The organism is Paraburkholderia sp. CI2 (genome assembly GCF_014201055.1).
In the GTDB taxonomy this organism is placed as follows: Bacteria; Pseudomonadota; Gammaproteobacteria; order Burkholderiales; family Burkholderiaceae; genus Paraburkholderia; species Paraburkholderia tuberum.
The window spans coordinates 232,728-248,961 of the sequence record NZ_JACHDL010000004.1 but is presented as its reverse complement, the minus strand read 5'-3'; the positions used below and the strand labels follow the sequence as shown (position 1 = coordinate 248,961).

At 60.5% G+C, this 16,234-nt stretch carries 12 protein-coding genes; 8 read left to right on the top strand and 4 right to left on the bottom strand.

The window, feature by feature from the left end; genetic code table 11:
• Window positions 1-119: 119 nt before the first annotated feature.
• Complete coding sequence (gene tnpA, locus HDG32_RS37220; RefSeq protein WP_409340013.1) at window positions 120-569, top strand: IS66-like element accessory protein TnpA; 450 nt, start codon at window positions 120-122, stop codon at window positions 567-569.
• Between the two features lie 532 nt (window positions 570-1,101).
• Here tnpA and ppa read toward each other — a convergent pair.
• Window positions 1,102-1,629 carry an inorganic diphosphatase gene (gene ppa, locus HDG32_RS08460; RefSeq protein ID WP_129958864.1) on the bottom strand — a complete coding sequence of 176 codons (528 nt, stop codon included), beginning with the start codon at window positions 1,627-1,629 and terminating at the stop codon, window positions 1,102-1,104.
• Between the two features lie 297 nt (window positions 1,630-1,926).
• On the opposite strand from ppa, the gene HDG32_RS08455 reads away from it, so the two are divergent.
• The 3 genes from HDG32_RS08455 (at window position 1,927) to HDG32_RS08445 (ending at window position 5,676) form a co-directional block, all read left to right on the top strand.
• Window positions 1,927-3,366 (top strand): aldehyde dehydrogenase family protein, encoded by a 1,440-nt coding sequence (locus tag HDG32_RS08455; RefSeq protein WP_184065464.1) that lies wholly within the window; start codon window positions 1,927-1,929, stop codon window positions 3,364-3,366.
• A gap of 91 nt (window positions 3,367-3,457) precedes the next feature.
• A complete protein-coding gene (locus HDG32_RS08450; protein WP_090803537.1) occupies window positions 3,458-4,216 on the top strand; it encodes an SDR family oxidoreductase in 759 nt (252 codons plus the stop codon).
• A gap of 140 nt (window positions 4,217-4,356) precedes the next feature.
• Window positions 4,357-5,676, top strand: coding sequence for an MFS transporter (locus HDG32_RS08445; protein WP_184065461.1), 1,320 nt, complete (start codon window positions 4,357-4,359; stop codon window positions 5,674-5,676).
• A gap of 698 nt (window positions 5,677-6,374) precedes the next feature.
• Here HDG32_RS08445 and HDG32_RS08440 read toward each other — a convergent pair.
• A complete protein-coding gene (locus tag HDG32_RS08440) occupies window positions 6,375-6,995 on the bottom strand; it encodes a phosphatase PAP2 family protein (RefSeq protein WP_221307659.1) in 621 nt (206 codons plus the stop codon).
• A gap of 1,066 nt (window positions 6,996-8,061) precedes the next feature.
• Between HDG32_RS08440 and HDG32_RS08435 the strand changes: the two genes are divergently transcribed.
• The gene (locus tag HDG32_RS08435; RefSeq protein ID WP_184065752.1) at window positions 8,062-9,012 is read left to right on the top strand and encodes a cupin domain-containing protein; all 951 of its coding nucleotides are present in this window, start codon (window positions 8,062-8,064) and stop codon (window positions 9,010-9,012) included.
• Here HDG32_RS08435 and HDG32_RS08430 read toward each other — a convergent pair.
• Window positions 9,003-9,965, bottom strand: a complete 963-nt coding sequence (locus HDG32_RS08430) for a LysR family transcriptional regulator (RefSeq protein WP_090803531.1) — start codon at window positions 9,963-9,965, stop codon at window positions 9,003-9,005. The two genes, HDG32_RS08435 and HDG32_RS08430, sit on opposite strands and share 10 nt — an antisense overlap.
• An 835-nt stretch (window positions 9,966-10,800) precedes the next feature.
• On the opposite strand from HDG32_RS08430, the gene HDG32_RS08425 reads away from it, so the two are divergent.
• Complete coding sequence (locus tag HDG32_RS08425; protein ID WP_184065458.1) at window positions 10,801-11,928, top strand: beta-propeller fold lactonase family protein; 1,128 nt, start codon at window positions 10,801-10,803, stop codon at window positions 11,926-11,928.
• Between the two features lie 518 nt (window positions 11,929-12,446).
• On the top strand, window positions 12,447-13,025 hold the full coding sequence (locus HDG32_RS08420; protein WP_184065455.1) for an acetate uptake transporter: 579 nt from the start codon (window positions 12,447-12,449) through the stop codon (window positions 13,023-13,025).
• Between the two features lie 438 nt (window positions 13,026-13,463).
• Here HDG32_RS08420 and HDG32_RS08415 read toward each other — a convergent pair whose 3' ends face one another.
• Window positions 13,464-13,886, bottom strand: coding sequence for an ACT domain-containing protein (locus tag HDG32_RS08415; protein WP_090803525.1), 423 nt, complete (start codon window positions 13,884-13,886; stop codon window positions 13,464-13,466).
• A 286-nt stretch (window positions 13,887-14,172) separates the two neighbouring features.
• Here HDG32_RS08415 and acs point away from each other — a divergent pair, with 286 nt between their 5' ends.
• Complete coding sequence (acs, locus tag HDG32_RS08410) at window positions 14,173-16,233, top strand: acetate--CoA ligase (protein ID WP_184065452.1); 2,061 nt, start codon at window positions 14,173-14,175, stop codon at window positions 16,231-16,233.
• The last annotated feature ends 1 nt before the right edge of the window (window position 16,234 follow it).

The window sequence follows — 16,234 nt, the reverse complement described above, 5'->3', positions numbered from 1 at the left end:
AACATACCGAGAGCGCGTCGTTGGTCACAATGGCGGACAACTCGCATTGAAACACAGGCGTCTGATTTCACATCCCGGGTGGGTTGTCAGTAAGCGTCGCGGCACGGCCGTCTTGATCTGTGCAATCGGAGAGGCCAAAGTGGTTGCCACCATTTCGAGTAGCGGGAACCATTTTGGGATCAGAAGAGAAGCCAGCGTCGGGAACACGTAAAGGCAGCCCGAACCATAGCCCAGAGTTTCGACGTCGCCTGGCCGCGGCTGCATGTGAACCAGGCGTCTCTGTTTCGAAACTCGCCCGGGAACATGGCATCAACGCGAACATGTTGTTCAAGTGGCGGCGGCGTTATCGTGCAGAGCAAGCTGCCGGGACGACCGGGCTTGTTCCGGTGATGGTCGTGAGCGACGCGCCGGTTGCCATCACGCCGACATCTTCGGTCGAACAGGAGATGGTGAAGCCAACCAGGACCATCGGCACGATTGAAGTTCGAATTGGCCGGGCGGTGATGAAGGTCGATGGTGTAGTTGACGCCGAAACGCTGCGTACGGTGCTCAAGAGTGTGCGATCGTGATCGGCCTGCCTCGTGGCGTGATAACAACTTCATCGGGAATCACGACACCGAGCGCCTTAGCAATATTGGAAACATAGGGACGAGTCCGCCCGGGCAATTCCGTGCACCCGCGCACGACAACTTCGGTACCGCAGACAGTGACCAGAAACTCCAACGCGCGTCGGTCACGTTCGGAGTCTACGATGATGCCAACTGCGGTAAGTGCCGAGAAGTCCACAGGCAATCTCCGGTCGAAAACCAATTACCCCGGAGAACTCTATACGAAAAAACACAAAATTCAACAAATTCAAAGAACTACGCAATCTTGCACGAAGATTTGTGCGGCATGCGTGATTGGCCTCAGCGCCCTGCTGGGCGCCTCGGAAAACCTTTGAGAAATTTTCTCTATCTTTAAAACCAAAGGCGCGCAGGGCCTGACCGCCGAAATTCAGCCGAACAAACGCAAAGAGGCAAACCGTTGTGGCTTGCCCCTTAAAGACCTACTGAGTGTTCGCAAAGCGAGGTCAATCTTTCACTTCGCGATTACCCTGCTCTACTTCTTGTAGTTCGCCACGCCTTCGCTGATTTCCTTGTGGGCAGCATCGACGTCGGCCCAGCCTTCGACCTTGACCCACTTGCCTTTTTCGAGCGCCTTGTATTGCTCGAAGAAGTGCTTGATCTGGTCCTTCAGGTAAGCGGGCACGTCGTCGACCGACTTCAGGTTCGCCGTCATCGGGCAGATCTTGTCGTGCGGCACGGCGATCAGCTTCGCGTCGACACCGGACTCATCAGTCATTTGCAGCATGCCGAGCGCGCGGGCGCGCACGACCGAGCCTGCCAGCAGCGGGAACGGCGTGATCACCAGCACGTCGACCGGGTCGCCGTCGCCCGACAGTGTCTGCGGAATGAAGCCGTAGTTGGCCGGATAGCGCATGCCGGTGCCGATGAAACGGTCGACGACGAGCAGGCCCAGGTCCTTGTCGGCTTCGTACTTCACCGGGTCGCTTTGCGCCGGGATTTCGATGATGACGTTGAAATCGTGCGGAAGGTCTTTGCCTGCGGGAACGTGATTGAAGCTCATGAGCGCTCTCTGAAGGGGATGGAAATCGGAAGGCGGCGAACGGCGCGCGGGCTGCAGATGCGGCGCGAACTGTGTGCGAACCGCGAACGTCGGGCACTGAAACCCTCTCGCCCCGAACGACGGGGCCGCGCACCGGACCGTACGGAATGCGCCATTATAGCCAATCGGCAGGTGGCATCCGCGGTCGGATCGGCGCGATAATCGTCTGGCGAGTCTCGCTTCGCGTCTCTACCGTTTTGTGTCTCCCCTTCGAACCCGCGCCGCCGCACGCCGGCCGCACGTCATCAAGGAGCATGCATGGAAGAAGCACGGCATTTCATCGGCGGCGAATGGTGCGCCGCTTCCGGCGGCGAATCGATCGCCGTACTCGATCCCTCGGACGGCCAGCCGTTCACGCGCATCGCGCGCGGCACCGAGGCCGATATCGACACCGCCGTGCACGCCGCGCGCGCAGCGTTCGACGGCACATGGGGCGCGCTGAGCGCCGCCGAGCGCGGCCGCGTGCTGTACCGGCTGTCGCTGCTGGTGGCAGCGCGCCAGGAAGACCTTGCACGGCTCGAAGCGCGCGACACCGGCAAACCGCTCAAGCAGGCGCGCGCCGACGCCGCCGCCCTGACCCGCTACTTCGAGTTCTACGCCGGCGCAGCCGACAAGCTGCACGGCGAAACCCTGCCCTACCAATCCGGCTACACGGTGCTGACGATCCGCGAGCCGCACGGCGTGACCGGCCACATCGTGCCGTGGAATTACCCGATGCAGATCTTCGGGCGCAGCGTCGGCGCGGCGCTCGCAACCGGCAATGCGTGCGTCGTCAAACCGGCCGAGGACGCGTGCCTTTCCGTGCTGCGGGTCGCAGAGCTCGCCGCCGAGGCCGGCTTGCCGGCCGGTGCGCTGAACATCGTGACCGGTTATGGGCACGAAGCGGGCGCCGCGCTCGCGCGTCATCCCGGCATCGATCACATCTCCTTCACGGGCTCGCCCGAAACCGGCAAGCTCGTCACGCAGATGGCCGCCGAAAACCACGTGCCGGTCACGCTCGAACTCGGCGGCAAGTCGCCGCAAATCGTGTTCGCCGACGCCGATCTCGACGCCGCGCTGCCGGTGCTGATCTCCGCGATCGTGCAGAACGCCGGGCAAACCTGCTCGGCGGGCAGTCGCGTGCTGATCGAGCAGGCGATTTACGAGCCGCTGCTCGACAGACTCAGCAGCGCCTTTCAGGCGTTGCGCGTCGGGCCGTCGAATGCCGACCTCGACTGCGGACCGCTGATCAGCGCGAAACAGCAGCAACGCGTGTGGGACTTTCTGTCGGACGCGCAACACGACGGCATCGCGATGGCCGCGCACGGCGAGGTGATTCCCGAAGCGCCTGAAAGCGGCTTCTATCAGGCCCCGACCTTGCTGCGCGACGTGCCCGCGAGCCACCGCCTCGCGCGCGACGAAGTGTTCGGTCCGGTGCTCGCCGCGATGTCGTTCCGCGACGAAGCCGAAGCGCTCGCGCTCGCGAACGGCACGCAGTTCGGGCTCGTCGCCGGCATCTGGACACGCGATGGCGCGCGCCAGATGCGCCTCGCCCGACGCGTGCGCTCGGGCCAGGTGTTCATCAACAACTATGGCGCGGGCGGCGGCGTCGAATTGCCGTTCGGCGGCGTCAGGCATTCGGGACATGGCCGCGAGAAAGGCTTCGAGGCGCTGTATGGCTTTACGGTGCTGAAGACGATCGCGATCCGGCACGGCTAGGGGGTGCCGTAGGGCTCGCTCGCGATCGGCGCGAGCAGCACGTTACACGCAACAACGCATCGCTTTATCCATCACGAACAACGGAGACATCATGCGGTTGACAGGTAAAACGGCCATCGTCACGGGCGGCGGTTCGGGTTTCGGCGAAGGCATCGCAAAGACCTTTGCGCGCGAAGGCGCGAACGTCGTGGTCAACGACCTCAACGGGCCGGCCGCCGAACGCGTCGCGAGTGAGATCGCGATTGCGGGCGGCAAGGCGATCGCGGTACCCGGCAACGTCGCGCAACGCGACGACTGGCGCACGCTGCGCGAGGCCGCGCTGGAAGACTTCGGCAGCGTGCAGATCGTCGTCAACAACGCGGGCACCACGCATCGCAACAAGCCGGTACTCGAAGTGACCGAGGCCGAGTTCGACCGCGTCTATGCGGTGAACGTGAAGAGCATCTACTGGAGCGTGCAGGAGTTCGTGCCGTATTTCCGCGAGCAAGGCGGCGGCAGCTTTATCAATATCGCGTCGACGGCGGGCGTGCGGCCGCGGCCCGGGCTTGTCTGGTACAACGGCAGCAAGGGCGCGGTGATCGTCGCTAGCAAGTCGCTCGCCGTTGAGCTGGGGCCGGAGCGGATTCGCGTGAACTGCGTGAATCCGGTGATCGGTGAGACCGCGCTGTTGTCCGAGTTCATGGGGGTCGAGGATACGCCGCAGAACCGGCAGAAGTTCCTGGCAGGGATTCCTCTCGGGCGGTTTTCGACGCCGCAGGATATTGCGAATGCGGCGCTGTATCTGGCTTCGGATGAGGCGGAGTTTATTACCGGCGTGTGCCTCGAAGTGGATGGGGGGCGCTGCGTGTAGCGGTAGGTCAAGCGCTGCGCACGCACTGCGTGCGCAGTCAGTGTTTTCCCCCGATATCGATTCGTCCTGCAAAAGACCTGGCGCGGATAGAATCGTTCGGCGGCGGCACTTCAATTCCATAAAAAAGAGGAGACATAGTCATGGCTAGTCCTGCAGATCCGCTCCACCATCCCGGCGCTGGCGCGCCGCCTTCGACGTTCGAAGAGGCGACTTATCGCAAGGTTACCTGGCGGCTCGCGCCGCTATTGATGCTCTGCTACATCGTTGCCTATCTGGACCGCGTGAACGTCGGCTTCGCGAAGCTGGGGATGAGCACCGATCTTGGCTTGAGCGATGCGGTGTATGGCTTCGGCGCGGGGATTTTCTTCATCGGCTATTTCATCTTCGAAGTGCCGAGCAACGTGATCCTGCATAAGGTCGGCGCGCGTGTCTGGATCGCGCGGATCATGATTTCGTGGGGCGTGATATCCATGCTGACGATGTTAGTCACCACGCCGACGATGTTTTATGTGATGCGCTTTTTGCTCGGGCTTGCAGAGGCGGGTTTCTTTCCTGGGATTATTTTGTATCTCACCTACTGGTATCCGGCGCATCGGCGTGGACGGATGACGACCTGGTTTATGACGGCGATTGCGTTGTCGGGGGTGATTGGTGGGCCGGTGTCTGGGTACATCCTGAAGAACTTCAACGGCGTGAACGGTTGGCACGGATGGCAGTGGCTGTTTCTGCTCGAAGGGGTGCCGTCGGTGCTGGTCGGGATCATCGTGTTCGTGATGCTCGATGATCGGATTTCGAAGGCTAAGTGGCTGACCCGGGAAGAGCAGCAGTTGCTTGAGAGTCAGGTGTCGGCTGAGGAAGCGACCAAGCACGATATGCCGATTCGGCAGGTACTCACTAGCGGGCGGGTGTTGATGTTGAGCCTCACCTACTTCTCGTTTGTGATGGGGCTTTATGGGGTGAGCTTCTGGTTGCCGACGATTATCAAATCGACCGGCGTTACCGATGCGTTCTTGATTGGGCTGCTATCGGCGGTGCCGTTTGCGGCGGCTGTTGTGGCGATGGTGTTTGTGGCGCGGAGTGCGGATCGGTCGAGGGAACGGAGATGGCATATTGCGTTGCCGGCGTTTCTTGGTGCTGTGGGGCTCGTGCTTTCCGTCGTTTGGGCGCATAACACCCTGCTTGCCATGACTGGGTTGACGCTGGCTACCATGGGCATCCTCACTACACTGCCGTTGTTTTGGAGTTTGCCTACGGCGATTCTGGCAGGCACCGGCGCCGCTGCCGGGATTGCGATGATTAATTCGATTGGCAACCTTGCCGGTTTCCTTAGTCCTTATGCTGTGGGGTGGTTGAAGGAGGTTACCGCGGCGAACGATTCAGGGATGTATATGTTGGCGGCGTTCATGGTGCTGGGCGGTTTGCTTGCTATTAGTGTGCCGGCGAGGATGGTTAATAAGTGATTGGAGTCGCTGCTGAATGTTGCAGAAAGAGTGATTGCCCGCCTTCGCGGAATGCCACCGACGAGGTCGGGTTTATATGACCTTAGTGAAGCAGACGCAAAATCAGTCGGTGTCAAATTGGCGGGCGAGCTTCGCTCGACTTACTTCAAAAGCGTCCCCCCAGTGTTGGGCGCGTTGGCATTTGGAGCAATGACTCGGGTTAGTGCCTCGCGTGTGAGCTCCCAACCGAAAGCTATAGCCGTACACGAGCAGCGGCACCTGTGGTGATCGGCCAACAATCAATCTTCGGTAACCAGCTCGGACACTCAGGTTTCCACTGCGCCCAGGAAGCAGCCATTAAATCTGAGGGATAGCGGTCGCTTCTCATCGGCCATACCCGACGTTCGGCTGTCGGGGTTTGTGAGGCCGCTCCAAGTCGCATTTCCGACATTCGCATGTCGGAGTTGGCGAATGTCGCACTCGCTGCGAGCGAATGCGTACTGTCGACCCCTTTCGGTCCTTCGACGCAACGTTGTGAAATCGTCAGGTTTGGAGGGCGGATTCAAACGGCCATTCCATCGCGATGACGGTTCGCAATCCTGGATACGGGTGGTGGCGAGCAACTCTCCGCATCGAACTTACGGAGCGTTGTTCAACCGAGGTCAGGACGTCGCCGCGCCGCCATCTGCACACCAGTCACGTCCGTTTCGCAACCAGATCTAGAACCGCTTCGCGAAGCCGACCGTAAAACCGTGCGGGAGAATCTGCACGAACAGGGGTGTCTGCCACGTCGTGCTCAAGTATCCTACCGCCGTGCCCAGCGCCCAACCGGCGAGGACGTCGGTCTGCCAATGCGCCTGGCTTTTCACGCGTGCGATCGAATCATAGAGCGGCAACACCTCGAGTGCCCAAACCCACGGATCACGCCGACCATAGTTGACGATGAACGGCGTTACGAAACTCGCCTGAAGGGTGACTTCACCACTGGGAAAACTCTTTCCGCCGCTGAACCATTGGTTCGGTCCCTGGCCAGCGCTGGGCCGCTGGCGACCGAATGCATACTTCATGCCTTGGGCTGCGACCGCCGATATCGCCGTAGCGTCGGCCGTTTGCCAGAATGTATGGCCCAGTTCGTTGTCATTCCCAAGCCACAGAGCCCCACCCGCCGTCGTGGCTATCACGGCGTATTCAAGTGCGAGCTGAACATTGCGGTTCCATATGCCGCTCTGATCCAGCGCGACTTCATGATCGATCCCGCCGGCATATGCGCCCGAAAAAGTGAACGCCGTGATTGCGGCGGCTCCGCACCGTCTCCCTGTCACCCTGATTCCAGAAGTCATCGATCTCATTTTCGCCCTCGCGCAGCAGTGTGGCGAAAGGTTCGCGTAACTAGCTTTCTGCAGTTACTTTAAGACGCAACGTGAACGACGATCGCGGCCCGCACCATGATCGCCATGGATCATGGTGGCGACGATTGAAGGCAACTTCAGTCCGCCCCGGATCTATTCAAAACCTTCCGATGCTTCAATTGGCGCCTCGATGCGTAACCGCCCGCAGGAGGAACTGCCGTCAGCGTACCAACGCGACGGGATGCGCAGCATGTGCTCGAATACGGTGAAACACATGTTGCACAAGATCGTACTAGACCGATCTGAAGGAAACGTTAAGACCCGAAACGTTTCCAATGCTTAGGGAGCTAAGCCATGTCACGTCAGCATCGAATTGATCGTGCCGGGCATATTCTCGCGATGGAACCAGAGGCGGCTTGAAAGGTCCTGTTAGCGCGGCACTCAACAACATGTCGAACCAATGTCGTCGGCCCCGGATCTCTGGTTTACCCAGGCCTGTGGCTGCCTGGGAAATCCCCAAATCCATGAACAGGACAGCCTGCCAGCATGAGTGCTTACGCCGCTAGACCGGCCTCAAGAGAAATGGCTGGTGTTGAAATGGATACGCATCCTCTACCGCTGCTGGCCAGACTGGGACACGATACGACGAAAGCGTCTATCTAAACGCATTGAGGAAGCGAGGCTCGCCCCTTCTTGCAAACCTCATGCTTCCCCCTTCTAAAACCTTGACGGACCGCCTCAGGGCGTGAAGCGCTCGATCAGAGTCCGAAATCAAACGTCCGCTGTCGGTACGATTTCGGCCCGTCAACACAACCTCGTTGAACATTGCCTCCTGGCCGAACCTTGGCCGATGATGAACTGCATAGCGGCCCGGCATGAACAACCCGCCGCGCCTCGAAACCGTCGTGGCACGGTGTTCCTTTTGCGCAAAGGTGATTTCGATGTCCGGCACTTCCGGCGCCAACGCCCCGCGCCTAAAGTCAGGTCAGCCTTCGGATGCGGATCCTCACAAATGGAACCGCGCGAAGCCCCCTCAAAACTCAAAAGGAGCAAAACCATGCTGACCAGGACATCCCCCGCGCTTCTCACCAAACCGAATGTCGCCACGGAAGACGCGCAATACTTCGAATACACTTCGTCCGCCAATCCGATTGGTGCGAAGCTCATCTCGCGTGTGCCGTTTTGCAGCTTCTCGCCTTCGCTTTATGCAGACGGCGCAACCCGAGTCGTGCCGCTTGACCTGTCTGCGGAGTTGGGCTGCCCGGGTCCCGCGACCGGTCCCGGCTTGAGCGCCAACTTCCTGCGCATCAATGCGGGCGACGCGTTGACACTCGATCCCAATGCGACCTCGCAGGTCTGCTACGTCATTAGCGGAGCGGGTAGCGTGCAGCAGTCCGAAACGAGCTTCCCCTTTTCGATGGGCGATTTCTTCACGCTCCCAGGCGGCCATGCCACGGTGCTGTCCGCTGCTGCGACGGCCACGCTCTATTACGTCAATGACGCGCCACTGCTCACCTATCTTGGTACCACCGGGGTACATGCGCGCTTTGCGCCGACACGCTATCCGGCCGCCGAGGCGCAGGCAGCACTGCGCGCGGTCGCGGAACAAGCGAACGCGGGTCGTCGCAACCGCATCAGCGTACTAATGGGCAACACCAACTTTCCGCACACGCGCACGGTCACGCATGTGTTGTGGGCGATGTTCGGCATCGTGCCGCCCAACTCGGTGCAGAAGCCGCACCGGCACCAGTCGATTGCACTCGACTTCATCGCCAGCGGCAAGCTGGGTGTCTATACGCTGGTCGGAACGGAACTGGACAGGGATGGCAATATCGTGAACCCGACCCGCGTCGATTGGAAAACGGGGATGGCATTCGTCACGCCGCCGGGACACTGGCATGCGCATTTCAACGAAACGAACGAAAACGCCTATGTGATTCCGATCCAGGATGCAGGCTTGCAGACTTACCTGCGCACGCTAGACATCCGCTTCGCGCATCAAGGCTGACGCTCCAGTGCGAGTCCGTCGTCCCAGTACGGCGGCTCGCCAAACGCCTCGGCATAGAAATCCACGAAGGCGCGCACCTTCGACGAGACGATCTTCTTCGGTGGGTAGACCGCCCAGACCGCGGGTTCGGCTCGTCCGGTGCGTGCTTCCCATTCCGGTAGCACATGCTGCAAGCGTCCTCCGCGCAGGGCCGTAGAGGCGAGCCATGTCGGCAGGAGCGCCACGCCACAACCGGCCACGGCGAGCGCGAGCACGGCTTCGGAGTCGTCAGCGCGCAAGCGCCCCTGCAACTCCACCAGCACCTGTTCCTGTTCTTGCGACGCCCGCGCGTCCGCGGTGACCAGCGTGAAATACCATTTGTCGTCCGGGACCAGGGACACGCGAAGCGCATCGCGCGCGGCCAGATCGCCAGGCACACGCGGTGTGCCGCTACGCGCGAAATACGCCGGGCTGCCACAGACGATACGACGATGCGGTGCCAGGCGCCTCGCCATCAATGACGAATCGGGCAGCACGCCGGTACGGATCGCCACATCAATGCCCGCATCGATCATGTTGAGCGTTTCGTCCGTAGAGACGATGTCGAGGTCGATATCAGGATAGCGCGCCATGAAGGCCGGCAGATGCGGCACGATGTGCAGGCGGCCGAATGCCGGTGGCATTGTCACGCGCAGCACGCCTTGTGGCGTGCGATTTAGCGACGACGTCACTTCGCGCGCGTCATCGAGTGCTTGCAACGCTAACAAGGCGTGTTCACGAAACAGCCGGCCGCCTTCTGTCAGGACGAGGCCGCGCGTCGACCGGTTGAATAGGGCGATGCCCAGATCTCTTTCGAGTTCGCTTACATAGCGGGAGACAGTCGAGGTCTTGACTGACAGTGCATTGGCCGTCTTGCTGAAGCTCTGCAGTTCCGCTGCGCAAACGAAGGCCCGTACTGCGGCGAAGTAGTCCATGGACTGTCTGACGTGGATGGGATTACCTGGCTTTTGCCGAGATCGGTAGTGTACTGCCCCGGCGCGGCCAGCGTGATGAGGAGTCGATCACGTCGTGAAAGCTACCGCGTTTAGATGCAAGGTCCGCTTCATGAGAACCGCGGTCGTTTGTTGCAGGTCCGCGAGTGTCGCTCGTTCCCCGGCTGCAGCCCGGCAGCGATTGGCGGCACGCGACCCCTTCGAGTCACTCAATCCACGTTGACGAATGTCCCCTTGCTGCCCTACAGGAGGCCATCGTCAATCTGTTCGCCCCGAAGGGCTTTTCAAGTCAAGGCCGAAGGTAGTCCATTGGCAGCACTTATTGGCGGATCAGTCATACCTTGCCGGGATTTAACGGCATCGGGAGCACCCGTCAAAAAATGTTCATGGTCAAGCGGCCCAGATGGACTATATACAAACGAGGGGCGGCGAATGGCTGTACGTCCGACGAAAACCGCCCTTGACTCAGGTCCGCGAGAGCCGCAGTCAAGCCGAACGGAGATGTACGACGCCGAATAGTCGCGACCCGTCTGTTCCCACATGGACCGGTCAGTGGATTGCAGCGTTAGCATCATTGCCGGGGGCGACGCGCTCCCGGCCAATCCACCGCTTCCCGATGTTCCCTGTTCGACCTCCTTAACCACCGTTAGTAAACGCGACAAGGGGTGAAGTAATGAAACAGCTCGCGAACTGGGTAACGCTCTTGCAGGTCTGCCTGTAGCCCAATTTATCAAGGACGTAACGTACAGCTACCTGCTCTGCCCACTCGTCCATCCGACGTCACCCGTTCGCTCGTCGCCCACGCAAGGAGTACGCCATGTCATTTATCACGTGCCGTTTAACGTTTCTGTTGCGAACCATCGCGTTCGCTACGGCGTTAGGATTCGCTTCAATCAGCATTGCGCAAGCCGATTCGGAGGTCGATCCGCCAGGAGCGGTTTACGTTCTGTCAAACCAGCCGTCCGGGAACTCCGTTCTTGTCTATTCGCGGGCTGCCAACGGAATACTCACCTATGAAGCCACGTACTCAACCGGCGGCCAAGGAGCAGGCACAGGAACCGATCCGCTAGGCTCGCAGGGTTCGCTGACGTTGCAAGGGGGCTTTCTGTTCGCCGTGAATGCCGGCAGCAATGAAGTTTCGCTGTTCGCGGTCGACGGCAGCAAACTGACGCTGCTCGACAAAAAACCATCGGGCGGTCAAATGCCCGTCAGCGTGACAGTCAAGGGGCCCATCGCGTATGTGCTCAATGCCGGCGGCACACCGAACGGCGGCACACCGAACATCAGTGGCTTTATCGTCGACGCGTTTGGCAAGCGTCTCGTTCCGTTACCGGGTTCACAGCGACCACTTGCCGGCGGAAACCTCGCCCAGCCCGCGCAAGTGAAGTTTGCGCCGGAAGGCAACGAACTGCTCGTGACCGAAAAGGGCACACAATTCATTGACACGTATTATGTCGGCTTCACCGGTTACGCCTCGACTCCAACCCGCCATAGGTCAAACGGCGTCACGCCGTTTGGCTTTTCCATCACGACCCGGGGTTATGCGATCGTCTCCGAGGCCGGGTCTGATTCGGTTTCCTCATATGAGGTCGAGGACAGCAAACATCTGACTTCCATCAGTGCAGCAATTCCCTTGGGCCAGAGCGCCCCTTGCTGGCTTGTCACCACGGGCGATGGACGTTTTGCCTACACCGCCAATGCCGGTAGCGGCTCGATCAGCAGTCTGCGGATCGCGGCGGACGGTACAGTACGCTTGCTCAATCCGACTGCAGGCACACTCAGCGCTCCCCTTGACATGGCGCTCAGTGGTCACAGCAAATTCCTCTACGTTCGTGAAGGTAACGGCGCTGTAAGTGGCTTTCGCGTGATGCCAGACGGAACACTCGAGCCACTTGGCTCAGTCACCGGCGTACCGTCGGGGGCACAAGGGATCGCGGCGCGCTAGACACATCTCCCCCCGCGCGGGGAGATGTGCACGCGGGATCATGCTTTCGTATCCCTGTACCGGCAGCCTTCGCGCAAGAACGTTGCCGGTACCGCTGAGCACCCGCCGTCCACCTTGACCCGATTGAAATCGAGGCTCCCGGTCAAGCAGGGGTTAGGTGAGTCCAAACGGGCGACGGTGAGCGAGTCGAATCCCATCACTTTCTTCTGCCCAACCGACGCTCGAACGCCATTGACCCGCTTTCGATCACGTTCATACGGGTAGCGACACGCTGCGTCTATCTGGCGGTCATCCTCCAGCCAGATCAGTACCATCCGATTCGGCGAGCGGCGCGACGCATCCTACACTTAAGTTGAACCGCGCAGGCTTGCACGTGGCTGCGCCACAAATTGGGCCGAACGCATATTGCGCTGATGGCCATCGATAGCGAGCATGGCGCGGTCGCGTTCGGCGGCGACCGAGGGATTCGTATCGCCTCCGGATATGTCTCAGAGGGCTAACCACCAAGGAGGCGGTTTATGAACAGTAAGTTAGCCAACCCGGCGCCGCTCGGGCTCGCTGGATTCGCATTCACCACATGGATGCTCAGCATGGTGAACGCCGGCTGGTTCGACAAGGATGCCTTGGGGCTCGTGCTGGCGCTGGCGTTCGCTTTCGGCGGCACGGCGCAGATGATCGCGGGCGTGCTCGAATTTCCACGCGGCAATACGCTAGGCACGGTGGCGTTCCTCAGTTACGGCGCCTTCTGGTGGTCCTTTGCGCTGTTTGTCGCGTTCCTGGGCACCAGGGTGCCTGAGGCCTTCATCGGCTGGTATCTGTTTGTGTGGGGGGTCTTCACGTTCTACATGTGGATCGGCTCGCTGCACACGAGTACCTCTGTGCAACTGGTGTTTCTCTCGCTGTGGATCACTTTTCTGCTGTTGGCGATCGGCGCATGGACAGGTATGGGCGTTGCCACGCGGGCCGGCGGCTATGTAGGCTTGATTACCGCTCTACTGGCGTTCTATGCGTCGGCGGCGATGGTGATCAACGAAAGCTTCGGACACACCGTGCTTCCGACACACGACTGGGCACAAGCCCATCCGCGAGCGGCCTAGCCACTCGGCGCGGGTCGGCCGGCGTGCAGCAAGCGCGCCGGCCAGTCAGGCCTGCGGTGCTCCATGGAGACGGAGACCAAGTCTGAGTATCGAGTCTTTCCGGTATCAGCTAAGTGAGTCGAGAAAGGTGGACCGACTGGACTCGTTACGAGGCGATGGATCGCCGTTCGATGGAGGAACTCTGATGTTCGAACGAATACCCCCTGACAATTCGCGCTATCGGCGGGTGTGATCACTGGCCGGCTCTACGACGTCGTAAACGTGTCAGGACGAAACGCAAAAGGTGCTAACACACAGCAAGATACCAGCGCTGGTATATCGGGGCCGGTGAACAAATTCGGGGCGTCGGCAGCATGTCGCCTTCGTCTTGTCTGAGAAGTGGGCCATGCCGGGCACACGGCATTGCGGCACCCGTTCCTGTCGCGGCGGCGCAACGTCCTACGCCTGCTGCAAAATCTCCATTGCACGAATCGTGTCGCCCAGCGCGTCCATTGCCAGGTAGGCAACGAACTGTGTGCCGATAGCGGCAGCCGAAACGCCGCGAAGGTTGATTCCCCCGGTAGCCAACTTTTGGGTCAACTCCGCAATGATGCCCGGCCGGTCGGGGCCCATCACCCGCACCGAGTGAAGACTCGGGAGGACGTTGAACCCCACCTGCGAGGCGGCACGAATTTCTCGGTCGTTCTGAAGCGGCGCGAGAAACACGACTGCCTTCCCGGGTGCTTCCGCAGTTCGACGGGAGATGATGAATTGCAGGTTCGCTCCGGCATCTCGCAGGACACTTAACACTTCGGCGAGACCGCCGGGCCTGTCCTCGATTGTGGCCGCCCATACATCGACACGTTCAACGAGCAGATCCATGGCGCCTCTCCCGTTTGATGAACCCCAATGAAAATTTAGTTCAGGGTTGACCGACCGGCAAGTCAACGCTCGTCGTCGCGCCAACACCATTGGCCCTCGGGATGCAGCTCTTTGACAGGGAATACGTTGCTTGGCATTGCATCCGCCCTGGCCTTAAATTCGTTATGCAGCGCACGGACTGTCGCGCCTGGTGTCCAGACCCATGAGACAAGTCAAAAGACGCGCTGCCGCGGGTAGCGTGGGACACCTCGTGTCCTTGGGCACCTAGAAGCAAGGAGGAACTGTCATGTCACGAGACAAGTCATCGCGCCGCGCTTCCGCAGAGCAACAAGCGGCCGAGGTTTCCGAGGCGCAAATCGCCGTGCACTGGCCTGAAGAGGAATATTTCCCGCCGCCCGCCTCGTTCATCGCCCAAGCCAATCTGACAGACGCGGGCGTGTTCGCACGTTTCTCTCTCGACAAATTCCCCGAGTGCTTCAAGGAGTTCGCGGACCTGCTCGACTGGTACAGGTACTGGGACACGATGTTCGACGCGAGCAATCCTCCGTTCTGGCGCTGGTTCGTCGGTGGTCGGATCAATGCCTGCTACAACTGCGTGGATCGTCACCTCGCCGCCTACCGGAACAAGGCCGCGATCCATTTCGTGCCAGAGCCCGAGGACGAGACGGTCCAGCATGTCACCTACCAGGAACTTTATGTCCGCGTAAGCGAGTTCGCGGCCATGCTACGCGACTTCTGCGGTCTAAAAGCCGGTGACCGGGTTACTCTCCATATGCCTATGGTGGCGGAGCTGCCCATCACGATGCTCGCCTGCGCCCGGCTCGGGGTGATTCACTCGCAGGTATTTAGCGGCTTCAGCGGCGCGGCCTGCGCCGACCGCATCCTGGATTCCGAGAGCCGTCTGCTGATTACGATGGACGCTTACTGGCGTGGCGGCAAGCTGATCGATCACAAGGAAAAAGCCGACACCGCGTTCGCCGAAGCTGCCGGGAAGGGTCACCAGGCCGAGAAGGTTCTGATCTGGCAGCGGTATCCGGGCAAGTATTCGAGTCCGACGCAGCTCGTGGAAGAACGCGATGTCATCGTCAACGACGCCCTCAAGGCGTTCCGCGGCAAACGTGTCGAGCCCGTGCAGATGCCCGCTGAGGCACCGCTATTCCTCATGTATTCGAGCGGTACCACGGGCCGCCCCAAGGGGTGCCAGCATTCCATTGGAGGCTATCTCGCCTACGTCGCCTGGACATCGAAATACATCCAGGACATCCACCCCGAGGATGTGTATTGGTGCATGGCCGACATCGGCTGGATTACCGGTCACTCCTACATTGTCTACGGCCCGCTCGCGCTCGCGGCCTCGTCGGTCGTGTACGAAGGCGTGCCCGTCTACCCCGATGCCGGGCGCCCTTGGCGAATTGCCGAAAACCTCGGCGTCAATATCTTCCACACGTCGCCGACTGCGATCCGCGCACTGCGGCGCAGCGGACCGGACGAACCCGCGAAGTACGGCTATCACTTCAAGCACATGACGACCGTGGGCGAACCCATCGAGCCCGAAGTCTGGAAGTGGTATCACCGGTCTGTCGGGAAGGGGGAGGCCGTCATTGTCGACACGTGGTGGCAAACTGAAACGGGCGGGTTCCTTTGCAGCACGGTGCCGGCGTTGCACAAGATGAAGCCCGGCAGTGCCGGTCCGGGCATACCTGGCATTCATCCGGTGATTTACGACGACGCCGGTAATGAACTTGCAAGCGGTTCCGGCAAGGCGGGCAACATCTGTATTCTCAATCCGTGGCCCGGCGCGTTTCAGACCATCTGGAGGGCCCCGGAGCGCTACGTGAAAACGTACTATGCCCGCTACTGCCGGGATCCCAGGAGCAAGGACTGGCGCGACTGGCCCTACATGGCGGGAGACGGTGCTGTCGACGCTGCGGACGGCTACTTCCGGATTCTCGGTCGTATCGACGACGTGATCAACGTCGCCGGCCATCGCCTCGGTACCAAAGAAATCGAGTCAGCCGCCCTGCTTGTCCCCGAAGTCGTCGAAGCGGCTGTCGTGCCGGTCGCCGACGAGATCAAGGGCAGAGTGCCCGAACTGTATGTTTCGTTAAAGCCCGGGGTGGAAGCTTCGGAGGAGCTTGCAAAGCGGGTCACAAACTCGGTGGTCGATCGGATCGGAGCCATCGCGAAGCCGCACCGGGTGGTCATTGTTCCGGACATGCCCAAGACCCGGTCGGGCAAGATCATGCGGCGCGTGCTCGCAGCACTTTCAAACCATCAAGACCCCGGAGACGTATCCACGCTGGCTAACCCGGAGGTCGTTGACAGTCTGCGGGAGCTCGTGAAGTAAT

Excerpts from the sequence above, each read along its gene's own strand:
- ppa (WP_129958864.1), bottom strand. The coding sequence starts at position 1,629 with ATGAGCTTCAATCACGTTCCCGCAGGCAAAGACCTTCCGCACGATTTC.
- HDG32_RS08455 (WP_184065464.1), top strand. The coding sequence starts at position 1,927 with ATGGAAGAAGCACGGCATTTCATCGGCGGCGAATGGTGCGCCGCTTCC.
- HDG32_RS08450 (WP_090803537.1), top strand. The coding sequence starts at position 3,458 with ATGCGGTTGACAGGTAAAACGGCCATCGTCACGGGCGGCGGTTCGGGT.
- HDG32_RS08445 (WP_184065461.1), top strand. The coding sequence starts at position 4,357 with ATGGCTAGTCCTGCAGATCCGCTCCACCATCCCGGCGCTGGCGCGCCG.
- HDG32_RS08440 (WP_221307659.1), bottom strand. The coding sequence starts at position 6,995 with ATGACTTCTGGAATCAGGGTGACAGGGAGACGGTGCGGAGCCGCCGCA.
- HDG32_RS08435 (WP_184065752.1), top strand. The coding sequence starts at position 8,062 with ATGCTGACCAGGACATCCCCCGCGCTTCTCACCAAACCGAATGTCGCC.
- HDG32_RS08430 (WP_090803531.1), bottom strand. The coding sequence starts at position 9,965 with ATGGACTACTTCGCCGCAGTACGGGCCTTCGTTTGCGCAGCGGAACTG.
- HDG32_RS08425 (WP_184065458.1), top strand. The coding sequence starts at position 10,801 with ATGTCATTTATCACGTGCCGTTTAACGTTTCTGTTGCGAACCATCGCG.
- HDG32_RS08420 (WP_184065455.1), top strand. The coding sequence starts at position 12,447 with ATGAACAGTAAGTTAGCCAACCCGGCGCCGCTCGGGCTCGCTGGATTC.
- HDG32_RS08415 (WP_090803525.1), bottom strand. The coding sequence starts at position 13,886 with ATGGATCTGCTCGTTGAACGTGTCGATGTATGGGCGGCCACAATCGAG.
- acs (WP_184065452.1), top strand. The coding sequence starts at position 14,173 with ATGTCACGAGACAAGTCATCGCGCCGCGCTTCCGCAGAGCAACAAGCG.